The organism is Burkholderia sp. b14 (genome assembly GCF_900156195.1).
Taxonomy (GTDB): domain Bacteria; phylum Pseudomonadota; class Gammaproteobacteria; order Burkholderiales; family Burkholderiaceae; genus Mycetohabitans.
This window is the reverse complement of the sequence record NZ_FTPJ01000003.1, coordinates 2,491,436-2,504,911: the sequence shown is the minus strand read 5'-3', so window position 1 is coordinate 2,504,911 and position 13,476 is coordinate 2,491,436. Positions and strand designations below refer to the sequence as shown.

The window sequence follows — 13,476 nt, the reverse complement described above, 5'->3', positions numbered from 1 at the left end:
ACAAATAACGACGAGGTTGGCCAACAGTTGTGGCAAGCGATGGCGATCACACGTCAGCCGCCAGCGAATGGCCCGCCGGCGCGGGCCCTACCGGGCCCGCGGATAGGAACCGAGTATCTTTACATAGGCTGCGGCATGCTCCAGCTCCACGAGCGCGGCCGCGACCGCCGCGTCGTGCCGATGGCCTTCAAGATCGATATAGAAAAAATACTCCCACGCACTGCTGCGCGCCGGGCGCGACTCGAAACGGCTCATCGATACACCATACTGTGCCAGCGGCTCGAGCATTCGGAACACGGCACCCGGCTCATTCTTCACCGACAAGATCACCGATGTCTTATCGCAGCCCGTCGCACCCGGCGGATCGCCGCCGAGGATCAGGAAACGCGTGCGATTGCACGGATCGTCCTGGATCAACGCGAACGCAGTCTGCAAGCCGTACTGCTTCCCGGCGCGTTCGCTGGCAATCGCCGCGACGGTGGGTTCCACCGCCGCCACCCGGGCAGCCTCGGCATTGCTTGACACCGCCTGGCGCTCGAGCAGCGGCGCGTTGGCAAAAAGCCAGTTCTGGCACTGCGCGAGTGCTTGCGCATGCGCGCATACCCGAGTGACCCCTTGCAACGTGCCGCTTTGCGTAAGCAGATGATGCTGAATCGGCAGCGATAGCTCACCGCTGATCTGCAGCGACGTCTCCAGCAACAAGTCCAGCGTGCGCGACACCGCACCTTCGGTCGAATTCTCGACGGGCACGACACCAAAATCGGCTGCGCCCGCCTCGACCGAGCGGAACACCTCGTCGATCGACACGCACGGCAAGCCGGTCATCGATTGGCCGAAATAGCCGAGCATCGCCTGCTCGCTATAGGTGCCCTCCGGGCCCAGGTACGCAGCCCGCTGCGCTTTCTCAAGTTGGCGGCTCGCCGCCATGATCTCGCGCCAAATCAACGCGATATGCTCGCCACCCAGCGGCCCGGCAGATAACGCCTGCAGACGCGAGATCACCTGCTGCTCGCGCTCCGGCTGGAACACTGGCGCGTTATACGCCTTCTTGACCTCGCCGACCTCGAGGGCCACCTGTGCACGCTGGTTCAGCAGCGTGATCAATTGCCAATCGATCTCGTCGATGTGCTCGCGCAATGGCTTGAGCTTCAAATCCAATTCTTCGTCCATCGCAACATCGGCCCGTGAAAAAAACCGGTCCTGGGTCCACGCGACCTCAGGCGCGGCGTTGCTCGAATTCCTTCATGTATTCGACGAGCGCCTTTACGCCGTCCAACGGCACCGCGTTGTAGATCGATGCCCTCATGCCGCCAACGGACCTGTGGCCCTTCAGTTGCAATAGCCCTCGCGCGTTCGCGCCGGCCAGGAAATCGTCGTTGCGCGATTCGTCAGCAAGAAAGAACGGCACGTTCATTCTCGAGCGCGACCCGCGTTCGACCTGGTTTGAGTAAAAATCGCTGCCGTCGATGAAGTCATACAGCAGCGTGGCCTTCTCGATATTGCGCGCCTCGATCGCGGCAAGACCACCCTGGCGCTTTAGCCATTGAAACACCAGCCCGGCGACATAGATCGCATACGTAGGGGGTGTGTTGTACATCGAGTTGTTCGCGGCAATCGTCTTCCACTCGAACGCCGATGGGCAAATCGCGAGCGAGCGATCCAGCAGATCCTCGCGCACGATTACAATCGTCAAGCCGGCAATGCCAATGTTTTTCTGCGCGCCGGCAAACAACGCACCGCACTTGGCCACGTCCATCGGGCGCGACAGAATGTGTGACGACGCATCGACCACCAGCGGCACATTGCCCAGGTCGGGAAACTCGAACATTTCGACGCCGTCAATCGTTTCGTTCGAGCACACGTGCACGTACGCAGGATCATCGCAGAGCCGCCATTCCGACACTGCCGGCATCCGCGTGAAACCCACATCGGTTTTGCCCGAGGCGGCAATATGCGCGTTGCAATACTTCTTTGCCTCGTGATAGGACTTCTGCGTCCAGGCGCCGGTCAACACGAAATCCGCACTCGAGCGCGAGCCTAGCAGGTTCATCGGCACAATCGCGTTCGCGCCGAGCCCGCCGCCTTGTAGAAATAGGATCTGGTGGCTGGCCGGCACTGCCAGCAGTTCACGCAGGTCGAGCAATGCCCGCTCGTGGATCGACGAGAATTCACGGCCGCGGTGGCTCATTTCCATCACGCCCATGCCGCAACCGTGCCAATCGAGCATCTCGTCGGCAGCCTGTTGCAATACCTCTTCAGGCAGCGCCGCGGGGCCCGCCGAAAAATTGAACGCTCGCATCTGGGACTCTAGCTGAAACGAACGCAAACAACGCGCCTGCGTCGAAAAAAAGCAATGGCCGCTTGCAGTATCGCAAACGACCATTATGACATCGCCATCGCAGCACCGCCAAGTGACTGACGGCGCCCAGCCCGCCGCTCACGCGCCGCCGCGTCCCGCATGGCGGCGCGCATCCGCGGCCAACGTTACTTCGCCTTGACCGCGGCCACTTCCTTGTCGGCCTGGTCGCGCGTTGCCTTGATCGATGCCGGCATGTACTTTTGCATCAGGCCGCTGACCACGTCGCGGCCTACCTGATCCTGCACCTCGATGAACTTGCGGCCAGTCGGGCTCTTGTAGAACGCCGTCAGGTCTTTGATTTCCGATGCCGAATAGTACTTCGCATACGCTTCATACTGCGCCTGCATCGCATCCTGGCGGAATGGTTCGCTGTTGAATACCGTGCCGGCGGATTCCACGAGCTTGGGCACAGCATTTTTTTGCAGCGTCGGCACGGCGGCCTGCTTCTGCTTGTCGTTGAGCGCCTTGTTCTCGGTCAGCGCATCAGACAGGATCGCCGGCACCAGTTGCTTGGCTTGCATTTGTGCGCTGGTGGCAATGGCGCCGACCAGCTTCGGCGCGTCGATCGCATCGAGCAGGTCCTTGATGGCGGCCTGTTTGGCCGAATCGATCGGCGCTGCACTGGGGGTCGAAGCCGCGCCGCCCTGCGCAGGCAGCGCCTGTGCCATCGCCAACGTCGGCACGAAAAGGGCCAGCAACATCCACTGCTTGAATTGTTTTTGCATCACGACTCCCATGAAAAAGTTGTTCTGTCGACCCAGCGCTCGCTCCGCAGCCCCACCCGGCTGACATGCATTCAGCCGGCCGTCATTCGTCAGCGCCACCCGTCTCCGCGTCGGACTCGGCGTCAGCTTCCGCGTCGGTCTCAGCGATCTGCTGCAAGCCCGACAGCTTGGTGCCCTCGTCAAGGCTAATTAGTGTAACACCTTGCGTTGCGCGGCCCATCTCACGGATCTCAGAAACGCGCGTACGGATCAGCACACCAGCGGTCGTAATCAGCATAATCTCGCTATCCGGTTCAACCAGCGTCGCGGCGACCACCCGGCCATTGCGCTCCGAGGTCTGGATCGCGATCATACCCTTCGTGCCCCGCCCATGCCGCGTGTATTCGGCAATCGGCGTGCGCTTGCCGTAGCCGTTCTCGGTTGCGGTCAGCACCGATTGCGACTCGCCGCCGGCCACTAGCAACGCGATCACCTGCTGGCCGTCCTCGAGCTGCATGCCACGCACGCCGCGTGCCTCCCGCCCCATCGGCCGCACGTCGTTCTCGTCAAAGCGCACCGCCTTGCCGGCGTCGGAGAACAGCATCACGTCATGCTGTCCGTCGGTGATCTGCGCGCCGATCAGGAAATCACCATCATCGAGCCCCACCGCGATGATGCCCTTCCTCAGCGGCCGCGAGAACGCCTCCAGCGGCGTCTTCTTCACGGTGCCAAGCGACGTGGCGAGGAATACGAACTTGTCAGCCGAAAATTCCTTGACCGGCAGCACTACGTTGATTTTCTCGCCTTCCTGCAGCGGGAACATATTCACGATCGGCCGGCCGCGCGAGTTACGCGAGCCCTGCGGCACCTCGTAGACCTTAAGCCAATACACGCGCCCGCGATTCGAGAAGCACAGGATGTGATCATGTGTGTTCGCGATGAACAACGTCTCGATCCAATCGTCGTCCTTCATCACGATCGCCTGCTTGCCACGGCCACCGCGCTTTTGCGCACGATACTCGGACAGCGGCTGCGACTTGATGTAGCCGGCATGCGACATCGTGACGACCATGTCCTGCGGCGTGATCAGGTCCTCGGTACCAAGCTCGGTGGCGTTCAATTCGATCTGCGAGCGCCTCGGGTCACCGAATTCCGCCTTGATCGCGACCAGCTCGTCTGCAATGATCGTGCGGATCCGCTCCGGCTTGGCCAGGATATCCAGCAGATCGGCGATCTGCGCCATCACCTCGCGATACTCGGCGGTGATCTTGTCTTGCTCCAGGCCGGTCAAGCGCTGCAAGCGCATCTGCAGGATTTCCTGCGCCTGCGTGTCCGACAGCTTATACAGCCCATCGGATTGCATGCCGAAGATGGGCGCCAGCCCATCGGGGCGGAACGCATCGCGCCCGCCCGGGGTTTCGCCTTGCGCGCGCAATAGCATGTCGCGCACTAGCGCCGAGTCCCACGCGCGCGTCATCAACTCCTGCTTTGCGATCGGCGGCGTCGGCGCCGCCTTGATGATCGCAATGAACTCGTCGATGTTCGCCAGCGCCACCGCCAGGCCTTCCAGCACGTGGCCGCGCTCACGCGCGCGGCGTAACTCATAGAGAGTGCGGCGCGTGACGACTTCGCGTCGATGCGACAGGAAGCACTCCAGCAGCTCGCGCAGGTTCAGCAGCTTCGGCTGGCCGTCGACCAACGCGACCATGTTCATGCCAAACGTATCCTGCAGCTGCGTATTCTTGTACAGATTGTTGAGCACAACCTCCGGCACTTCGCCGCGCTTAAGCTCGATCACCACGCGCATGCCGCTCTTGTCGGACTCGTCACGGATATCGGAGATACCCTCAATCTTCTTCTCGTTGACCAACTCGGCGATGCGCTCAAGCAGCGAGCGCTTGTTCACCTGGTATGGCAACTCATCGACGATGATCGCCATGCGCTGGCCGCGGTCGATCTCCTCGAAATGGGTCTTGGCGCGCATGACAACGCGGCCACGGCCGGTACGATAGCCGTCGCGCACACCTTGCACGCCGTAGATGATCCCCGCCGTCGGGAAATCGGGCGCTGGGACGAGCTCGATTAGCTCGTCGATCGACGCTTGTGGATGATTTAACAGATGCTGGCACGCGTCGACGACTTCGTTCAAGTTATGCGGCGGGATGTTCGTCGCCATGCCGACCGCGATACCGGACGAGCCGTTGATCAACAGGTTCGGGATCCGCGCCGGCAGCACCTGCGGCTGGGTCTCGCTGCCGTCGTAGTTCGGCTCAAAGTCCACGGTCTCCTTGTCGATATCAGCCAGCAGCTCATGGCCAATCTTCGCGAGCCGGATCTCGGTGTAGCGCATCGCCGCGGCGTTGTCGCCGTCGACCGAGCCGAAGTTGCCCTGCCCGTCCACCAGCATGTAGCGCAGCGAGAAATCCTGCGCCATGCGCACGATCGTCTCGTAAACCGCGCTGTCGCCGTGCGGGTGGTATTTACCGATCACGTCCCCGACGATACGCGCGGACTTCTTGTACGCGCGATTCCAGTCGTTGTTTAGCTCATGCATCGCATAGAGCACGCGCCGATGCACCGGCTTAAGTCCATCACGCGCATCGGGCAGCGCGCGGCCCACGATCACGCTCATCGCGTAGTCGAGGTAGGAACGGCGCATTTCCTCTTCGAGAGAAATGGGCAGGGTCTCTTTGGCGAATTGATCCATTTATTGGTGTCTTTGACAAACTCTGGCGGTGCCGGCCCCGGGTCGCGAGCGTGGCGTGGGCGCATGTACCGGCGTGGCGGTAGCGGACAACGCGTATCACACGATTCTAGCATGCGAGCCCCGGCGGCCTCGGCGCGCAGTGCCGCGCGCGAGCGGGCACGCAGCTTCACCGACGCGCTAATCCCGAATCTGAAGCGCCGTGCAGCGCCAAGGGGCGCATCGGCCGTGACGGCTCGCGCGTGAATGTCGCGGGTCGCCGCCCAATTCATCTCCCTTCTCGACGGCGTCACGAACGCCTATCTACAATGCCGCACAGCCAAGCCAGACAGTGTTCTTCGGCGACTGTTGCGAGCAAACCACAATTGCCGGATCAAGGCCTAGCGAGGAGGATAAATTTATCGTTGGATAGGACCGGTATGGCAAAATGTGGCGCAGAAGTCAGTCACTGTTCGAAGTGTATACATCGGTTTTTCGCATTGCCATAATGTTATACTTCGCGCAATGTCTGACTTGTCTTCGTCAACAGGCTCGCAGTAAAACTGCGGTAATCTCAATTTCGAGAGGAGAAATATGAATAAACTTTCAAAGCTCGCGTTCATTGCAGCTACCGCGGTCATGGCTGCATCCGCATCGGCACAGTCGGTGCCAGCTTCGCGACAAGCTGCCAACGACAACTGGGCAAACGGCACCGGCGAATACGTGTGGATGAACGGCACGAGCGAGCTTTGCTGGCGCGATGCTTTCTGGACCCCGGCCACCGCGAACGCAAAGTGCGACGGCGCGCTGGTAGTTCAGGCTCCGACGCCGCCGGCACCCCCGCCGGTCGTACCAGCACCCATCATCACGAGCCAGAAGGTCACTTATCAGGCGGACACGCTGTTCGACTTCGACAAGGCGGTGCTGAAGCCAGCCGGCGAAGAAAAGCTCGATGATTTGGCATCGAAAATCCAGGGTTTGAATCTCGAAGTGGTCGTCGCCACGGGTTACACCGACAAGATCGGCTCGGACAAGTACAACGAGCGTCTGTCGCTGCGCCGCGCGCAAGCGGTGAAGACCTATCTAGTCAGCAAGGGCATCCCGGACAACCGCATCTACACGGAAGGCAAGGGCAAGCGTAACCCGGTCGTGACGGACTGCAACCAGAAGAACCGCAAGGCGTTGATCGCGTGCCTGGCACCGAACCGCCGCGTGGAAGTGGAAGTCGTCGGTACGACGAGCCAAACCATCGATCCGTCGAGCCAGCCCGCCGGTACGATGAACCAGCCCATCGATACGTCGAACCAGCCTGTCGGTACGCCGAGCCAGCCGCAGCAATAAATCGGCTCGCTTGCAACCGAGGTTTCTCGCCCTGCATCGGCAGGGCTTTTTTTTGCCCTTATCCGAGTGTCACCCACGACACCGCACGTTCCGCTCGGCGCCAATTGCGACATCATCGCGCAGGCACCGCTTTGCCGGCGTGTCAGTGGCCCGATATACTAGTCATTATTAGCCCGCGTGAACAGTTCGCGGCGCCGCGCCGCCTTGCTGCCGCCCCCGCCTTGCCCGTCATGACCAACGCCGATCCACACGAACTGCAGAAATTCAGCGATCTCGCTCATCGATGGTGGGATCCCAAAGCCGAATTCAAGCCGCTTCACGACATAAACCCGCTGCGACTGTCTTGGATCGACTCGCACGCCCATTTGCTCGACAAACGGGTGCTCGACGTCGGCTGCGGCGGCGGCATCCTGTCGGAGTCAATTGCGCAACTGGGCGCCGCGTCGGTCAAGGGAATCGATTTGTCCGAGAACGCACTGGGCGTCGCCGACCTGCACAGCCTGGAGAGTGGCGTGACAAACGTCGAGTATGAAGAAATCTCCGCGGAGGCACTCGCCGACCGCGAGCCGGCGACCTATGACGTGGTCACTTGCATGGAGATGCTGGAGCACGTCCCGCAGCCGGCGAGCATCGTGCGCGCCTGCGCGCAGTTGGTGAAGCCGGGCGGCTGGGTGTTCTTCTCGACGCTGAACCGAACCCTGAAGGCCTATTTATTCGCGGTAATCGGCGCCGAATACGTGATGCAAATGCTGCCGCGGGGCACGCACGACTACACGCGCTTCATCAAGCCATCGGAGCTTGCAAAGTTCGTTCGTGACGCTGGATTGCTCGCGCATGAGTTCAAGGGCGTAGCCTATCACCCGATCGGCCAGCGCTTCGCGTTGACCGACGATACCCGCATCAATTACATGCTTGCGTGCCAGCGCGCCGCGTGAACTGCAACAACATGACAGACACCCTCTCGCCGGCCGCCTCGGTACCCGCCGTGCTCGCGACCTGCCGCGCAATCTTGTTCGACTTGGACGGCACGATCGCCGATACCGCGCCGGATCTGGCGGCAGCGGTCAACAAGATGCGCCGCGTGCGCGGCTTGTCGGCGGTGCCGCTGCAGAGGCTGCGTCCGCTGGCCTCGGCCGGTGCACGCGGGCTGCTCGGCGGCGCATTCGGCATCGGGCCACAAGACCCCGATTTCAGCGCGATGCGAGAAGAGTTTCTCGCCAACTACGAGGCTGATCTTTGCATCGACACGACGCTGTTCGACGGCATTCGTCCATTGCTTGACGGACTGTCCGCGCGCGGCATTCAGTGGGGCATTGTCACGAACAAGGTCGAACGGCTGGCATTGCCGCTGGTCGCCCGACTGGGCCTGGGCGCCGCCGCCGGATGTGTGATCGGTGGCGATACCACACCGTACCCGAAACCCCACCCTGCGCCGCTGTTGTTGGCCGCACAGCGGCTCGGCATCGCACCGACCAGCATGGTCTACGTCGGCGATGACCTGCGCGATATCGAAGCCGGCAAGGCGGCCGGCATGCTGACCGTCGCAGCGGCCTATGGCTATTGCGGCAACGACGTGGCTCCGTCCGATTGGGCAGCCGACCACGTGGTCGAAACGACAACGGAACTCCAGCGCCTGCTCGAGGTCATCTCGAAGTAACACGGACGCGGTAGGTTGGACGTGTCCGTCACTTGAAACCCTCCCCATCGACCGCATCTGACGTTCTGTGAGACAATAGTTGTCTACTTTTCGGGGCCGACCTGGTTTCGACGTGGGTAGCGAAGCAATTCAGGGCATACCGAGGACCCGTCACCTCGTAAATCAATGGGACTTAAGTAACTGCGAACGACGAAACGTACGCACTGGCCGCTTAACACCGGCCTGCCTCGCACTAGCTCGCTGACGGGCTAGGGTCGCAAGACCGCGCGAGGTCATTCACGTCAGCTAATCCCCGATGAAGTCACGGCGCCGGGGCCGAAAATTGAGTGACTCGCCGTAGCGAAGCGTGTTCGTCCGCGTCGGTGCGGTTAAAGCAAACGACTGGACTAAGTATGTAGAACTGGTTGTAGAGTGCTTACGGACGCGGGTTCGATTCCCGCCGGCTCCACCAATATGCGCGTACGCCAGCAGTGCCTGCTGGCGTAGAACATCGGCAGCAGAATCACCGTACGAACGATATTTCACGACGCCGACACGTTGTCACGCCGTCGATGACGCTTGTTTAGCGAGACGCTGGAGAACCATCGCTTCAGCAAAGACGGACGCTGGCGTTCGGGCAACGGCGGCACTGGGATTGCCTCAGGAAGCGCAGGGCTACGTCCTGGCACATTCGACGTCGATTGACTGCGCCCGATAGCGCGATGGCGCATGACTGGTGTCGTACTGCTGTTCACCGGTACGTCCTGATGCGAGCCTCGCATGGGTTTTGTCGTCCGATCGGCGCGATTGGGATACGTGGCACAGAAATACTCAAGCACGGCCTCCCGGCTAACACCAAGCGGCTCGACTCGATGCAAATACCGATCCGCTGCTTCTTCTGCAGACTGCGGCTCTTTTGCATAACTTCCATCCGAAGATCGAATACTGACTGTTGGCGGAATCGACTCCTCTGCAGTCTTGCGGGGTCCTGCGTTCACATACTGCGTATTCCATTGAGCATACGTATTTCTAATGTCCTTGACTACATTAGAAGTACGTAGGTTTCCATTGGCGAATTGCTCTTCTATAAATTGCGTCGGTGACTGCCTAGGTTTAACGGGATATTGATTCACCCTGAACTGCGCGAGCAATCCTGTCCCATGCCGTGTGCTAGGAGCGGTAAGCCGGTGGCGATACAGGCTTGCTAACGGCACATCATCGTCTGCTTCCGATACCGACGAATCGCTGATACTGCTCGATGGTTGGTTGTACTTGAGGTCCCCGGTGGAATATAGGTTCCGTGGGTTCGACTGAATCGTCATATTGCGTTAGACCTTACCTTGTGGCGAAAACTCACACTACCCCAGATCGCCGACAATCGAGGCGCATACGCGATTACACATTAGCACCGGCGAAACAAGCAAACATCCTGCGTTTCTTCAATGACCTGCAACCTTCCTAATTCAATATCGAATTCTCAATGCTGGATGAACCACCACGCGACTGCCGCGGCGGCGGGCATCCTATCCAGTTGGGCAATCATGTGTCGAAAGGAACCACTGCGTAACTCGTCGGCGATCATCGCCAAGAGTAGCGTATAAATTGTATCCTCGTAGCAAATAAAATAGCGTTCCTTATCAAATAGGTGATCGCACCCACGCTGCCCTGATATCGAATATCTACCGGCATCTCCGCATCGGCCAGCGTTTGCGCCAATGCTGCGATCGCGTGCCCTTGCGATGCAGGGATCCGCATACTGCATCGCGCCGGCGTAATGAGCCTCCTAATCTTGTCCATTCCTTCGGTGCGCAGCGACTGCGGACTGAGCCGCTCCGCCCGTATGCACTCGGCCCAAAGCAGCTTTTTACCCAGTGGCGACAGCACCGGACCATGACCTGGACCTTGACCAGCAACGGGCCGCTGAGCCGCTGTTGCTGGCTGCACAGCGGCTCGGCATCGCACCGACCAGCATGGTCTACGTCGGCGACGACCTGCGCAATATCGACGCCGGCAAGGCGGCCGGCATGCTGACCGTCGCAGCGGCCTATGGCTATTGCGGCAACAACATGGCCCCGTCCGATTGGGCAGCCGACCACGTGGTCGAAACGACAACGGAACTCCAGCGCCTGCTCGAGGTCATGTCAAAGTAACACGGACGCGGTAGGTTGGGCGTGCCCGTCCCTTGAAAGCCGCCCCATCGACCGCATCTGACGTTCTGTGAGACAATAGTTGTCTACTTTTCGGGGCCGACCTGGTTTCGACGTGGGTAGCGAAGCAATTCAGGGCATACCGAGGACCCGTCACCTCGTAAATCAATGGGACTTAAGTAACTGCGAACGACGAAACGTACGCACTGGCCGCTTAACACCGGCCTGCCTCGCACTAGCTCGCTGACGGGCTAGGGTCGTAAGACCGCGCGAGGTCATTCACGTCAGCTAATCCTCGGTGAAGTCACGGCGCCGGGGCCGAAAATTCAGTGACTCGCCGTAGCGAAGCGTGTTCGTCCGCGTCGGTGCGGTTAAAGCAAACGACTGGACTAAGTATGTAGAACTGGTTGTAGAGTGCTTGCGGACGCGGGTTCGATTCCCGCCGGCTCCACCAATATTCAAAACCCCAACCACGCTCGGTTGGGTTTTTCTTATGTGCTTCCGCCACGCCTCTCTCCTTCCTCTACGTCAAAAAGCTGCCAGAGCCCGCAGGCAACACGTCTCACGCTCATTTAAATCAATGGGTTGGGTGTTGTTCAACCAATCGGTTGTTTTCTGGCATGGGTATCCAATCGGTTTTCAGAGTCACCCACCTCGTGCCGGTCATTCACAGATGCGGTCGATGGATCAGCTTGAGTAACTTGACGCATCAAGGAATTATCCTTACCATCAATGGATGCAGGGGAGAAGAGCCATGTCCACCATTCATGAAGTCGCCACCATCACCTCGAAAGGCCAGATCACGCTACCCAAACCGATCCGCCAAGCGCTCGGTGTGGACTACGGTGGCAAGGTGGCGTTCGACCTGCACGGCTCGCAGGTTATCGTGACCCGGGCCGAGGATTCTGCCCATGAAGATCCGGCCATCGGGAGCTTTTTGGCATTGTTGGAAACAGACATTCGAAACGGGCGACACCTGACCACCTTGCCCAACGATCTCGTGCAAGCCATGCTGGCGACACTACCCCAGTTTGTCGACCTGGCCGCAGACATTGAAGGCGATGTGGCGCTGTGATCCAGCGTCACGGGTGGAATGTGCTCTTTCACGAATGTTTAATTGAGCAGCTAGTAAAACTGCATGCTGCGACTCAACGTGCGCAACAGCAAGATCCGCAGGGTTTCGAGTCCAACGCCAACGTCCGGCTGTTCGCTGCACTGTCGAAGTTGATATTCGAGGCCGTGCCGAGTGATCCGAACCGCGAGGAATACCGCCAAGGCAATACCATGGGCGCTGAGTTTCGGCACTGGCGGCGCGCAAAAATCGGACGACGATTTCGGTTGTTTTTTCGGTTCGACTCGAAAACCCGGATCATCATTTTTGCGTGGGTGAATGATGAAAACACCTTGCGCTCTTCCGGCAGCAAAAGTGATCCGTATGCCGTCTTCCAACGGATGCTGGAGCGCGGGCACCCACCGGACGATTGGGCTGCGCTGGTGTCGGCGAGCCAGTCCGATTGGAAGTAGGCCGGGCGGCCGCGGCGAGGGTAAGCCAGCCGTCGCGGCGACGTATTGCCGCACGGCCGAGCCCTCGATCGCGTGGCCGTTTTAAGCCGGGTTAGGTAGCTGCTGAATCAGCGCTTCGACTTGCGTGCCTTGACATGGTCCGGCAGCGTGGGAATCGGCGGGACAGACGACTCATCGGCGGGGCGCGAGGTGACGGCGGTATCCGACATCGACTTACGGCGCTTCACACTAAGTTTTCTCGTCAATGTCGAAAAACCGTTGCGAAAATTGTCCACCGACGCGCTGCGCGTACGAAGCTTAGACTGCTGCTTCGCTGACGAAGCGGGCGTTGTATCCGCCGCCGCGGCAGCAACACCTGGCACGGTTTGGTTGTTTAGCTTCATCGATTGGGCCGAGCTAGAGCGTCGTCGCCCTATGCTTTGAAGCGAGCTGGCCAAGCTGCTGAAGGTTCCTCGACGGCGTTTACCCGGCTGCTTAGGTGCCTCGGGTTGGACGTCATGCTTCGCATACTTATCCCAGCCGCTAATGGCCTCATCGACAAGTTTGATCATCAAATCGGCTTGCGCATCGATTCCCTTGGCAAGATGATCAATGAATCGTTTGATATCCGTCTTTAGCTGCGCGTCCTCTCCTGCGAGATGATCAGCAAGCCGCGCCGTAGCCGTCTTTGACTTTGCCTCCCCAACGCCCAGATGATTAACAAACGGCTCCACAGCCGTTTTTTGCTTCAAGTTCTCAGCTTTTTGAGACCAAGTCTTTTCCTCTTCAGTAGATAGTAGCTCAACGAACCGGCTCCTCAGCTTCGGTGAACTCGTACTTTCGAAGGATTGCCTGCTCGATTCAGCAGGCGAACGCGTCACCTCGCTCGACTCTTCGTTTCCGCGATGCCGGGAACGCAGGCCTGCCAGCTTACCCGGCCGCCCAGTACTTGGCGCCCTGCTCCGACTCTTCGGTGATAGCGAATCCGTATCTTTAATGTTTAACAAACGATCCAAGCCGATGTCCATCGGCAAGTCTGTCACGGAAATCTGCTGCGGTGAGTACACTTTCGTCATAGCGCTTGACATCCTTCTATCGTGCTG

At 59.8% G+C, this 13,476-nt stretch carries 10 protein-coding genes, 2 other RNA genes and 1 pseudogene; 8 read left to right on the top strand and 5 right to left on the bottom strand.

Features of this window, described 5'->3' with window-relative positions; all coding sequences use genetic code 11:
- Positions 1-87 precede the first annotated feature (87 nt).
- The 4 genes from pheA to gyrA form a co-directional block, all read right to left on the bottom strand.
- A complete protein-coding gene (gene pheA / locus B0B13_RS15990) occupies positions 88-1,170 on the bottom strand; it encodes a prephenate dehydratase (protein WP_076797061.1) in 1,083 nt (360 codons plus the stop codon).
- 46 nt (positions 1,171-1,216) lie between these two features.
- Positions 1,217-2,299: a 3-phosphoserine/phosphohydroxythreonine transaminase gene (serC, locus tag B0B13_RS15985; protein WP_076785284.1), complete on the bottom strand. Its 1,083-nt coding sequence runs from the start codon at positions 2,297-2,299 to the stop codon at positions 1,217-1,219.
- A 185-nt stretch (positions 2,300-2,484) separates the two neighbouring features.
- Positions 2,485-3,084 carry a DUF2059 domain-containing protein gene (locus B0B13_RS15980; RefSeq protein ID WP_076797390.1) on the bottom strand — a complete coding sequence of 200 codons (600 nt, stop codon included), beginning with the start codon at positions 3,082-3,084 and terminating at the stop codon, positions 2,485-2,487.
- An 82-nt stretch (positions 3,085-3,166) separates the two neighbouring features.
- Positions 3,167-5,770, bottom strand: coding sequence for a DNA gyrase subunit A (gene gyrA, locus B0B13_RS15975; protein WP_076797060.1), 2,604 nt, complete (start codon positions 5,768-5,770; stop codon positions 3,167-3,169).
- 570 nt (positions 5,771-6,340) lie between these two features.
- Between gyrA and ompA the strand changes: the two genes are divergently transcribed.
- From ompA to B0B13_RS15930, 8 genes and pseudogenes are all read left to right on the top strand, one after another.
- A complete protein-coding gene (gene ompA / locus B0B13_RS15970; RefSeq protein WP_076797059.1) occupies positions 6,341-7,087 on the top strand; it encodes an outer membrane protein OmpA in 747 nt (248 codons plus the stop codon).
- Between the two features lie 230 nt (positions 7,088-7,317).
- The gene (gene ubiG, locus B0B13_RS15965; protein WP_076797388.1) at positions 7,318-8,022 is read left to right on the top strand and encodes a bifunctional 2-polyprenyl-6-hydroxyphenol methylase/3-demethylubiquinol 3-O-methyltransferase UbiG; all 705 of its coding nucleotides are present in this window, start codon (positions 7,318-7,320) and stop codon (positions 8,020-8,022) included.
- An 11-nt stretch (positions 8,023-8,033) separates the two neighbouring features.
- Positions 8,034-8,744, top strand: coding sequence for an HAD family hydrolase (locus B0B13_RS15960; protein WP_076797389.1), 711 nt, complete (start codon positions 8,034-8,036; stop codon positions 8,742-8,744).
- 92 nt (positions 8,745-8,836) lie between these two features.
- Positions 8,837-9,195: a transfer-messenger RNA gene (gene ssrA, locus B0B13_RS15955) on the top strand.
- A 1,453-nt stretch (positions 9,196-10,648) separates the two neighbouring features.
- Positions 10,649-10,873: pseudogene (locus B0B13_RS17335) on the top strand (HAD family hydrolase); the annotation flags it as partial.
- Positions 10,874-10,965: 92 nt separating this feature from the next.
- Positions 10,966-11,324, top strand: a transfer-messenger RNA (tmRNA) gene (ssrA, locus tag B0B13_RS15940).
- 300 nt (positions 11,325-11,624) lie between these two features.
- A complete protein-coding gene (locus tag B0B13_RS15935) occupies positions 11,625-11,945 on the top strand; it encodes a type II toxin-antitoxin system PrlF family antitoxin (protein WP_076785287.1) in 321 nt (106 codons plus the stop codon).
- Positions 11,945-12,394 (top strand): type II toxin-antitoxin system YhaV family toxin, encoded by a 450-nt coding sequence (locus B0B13_RS15930; RefSeq protein ID WP_076787329.1) that lies wholly within the window; start codon positions 11,945-11,947, stop codon positions 12,392-12,394. Before B0B13_RS15935 ends, B0B13_RS15930 begins: the two co-directional genes overlap by 1 nt.
- Positions 12,395-12,501: 107 nt before the next feature.
- On the opposite strand, the gene B0B13_RS15925 is transcribed toward B0B13_RS15930, so the two are convergent.
- Positions 12,502-13,449, bottom strand: coding sequence for a hypothetical protein (locus tag B0B13_RS15925; RefSeq protein WP_139337448.1), 948 nt, complete (start codon positions 13,447-13,449; stop codon positions 12,502-12,504).
- Between the last annotated feature and the right edge of the window lie 27 nt (positions 13,450-13,476).

What these genes read in the sequence shown, in the direction of transcription:
- pheA (WP_076797061.1), bottom strand. Translation starts at nt 1,170, where the DNA reads ATGGACGAAGAATTGGATTTGAAGCTCAAGCCATTGCGCGAGCACATC.
- serC (WP_076785284.1), bottom strand. Translation starts at nt 2,299, where the DNA reads ATGCGAGCGTTCAATTTTTCGGCGGGCCCCGCGGCGCTGCCTGAAGAG.
- B0B13_RS15980 (WP_076797390.1), bottom strand. Translation starts at nt 3,084, where the DNA reads ATGCAAAAACAATTCAAGCAGTGGATGTTGCTGGCCCTTTTCGTGCCG.
- gyrA (WP_076797060.1), bottom strand. Translation starts at nt 5,770, where the DNA reads ATGGATCAATTCGCCAAAGAGACCCTGCCCATTTCTCTCGAAGAGGAA.
- ompA (WP_076797059.1), top strand. Translation starts at nt 6,341, where the DNA reads ATGAATAAACTTTCAAAGCTCGCGTTCATTGCAGCTACCGCGGTCATG.
- ubiG (WP_076797388.1), top strand. Translation starts at nt 7,318, where the DNA reads ATGACCAACGCCGATCCACACGAACTGCAGAAATTCAGCGATCTCGCT.
- B0B13_RS15960 (WP_076797389.1), top strand. Translation starts at nt 8,034, where the DNA reads ATGACAGACACCCTCTCGCCGGCCGCCTCGGTACCCGCCGTGCTCGCG.
- B0B13_RS15935 (WP_076785287.1), top strand. Translation starts at nt 11,625, where the DNA reads ATGTCCACCATTCATGAAGTCGCCACCATCACCTCGAAAGGCCAGATC.
- B0B13_RS15925 (WP_139337448.1), bottom strand. Translation starts at nt 13,449, where the DNA reads ATGACGAAAGTGTACTCACCGCAGCAGATTTCCGTGACAGACTTGCCG.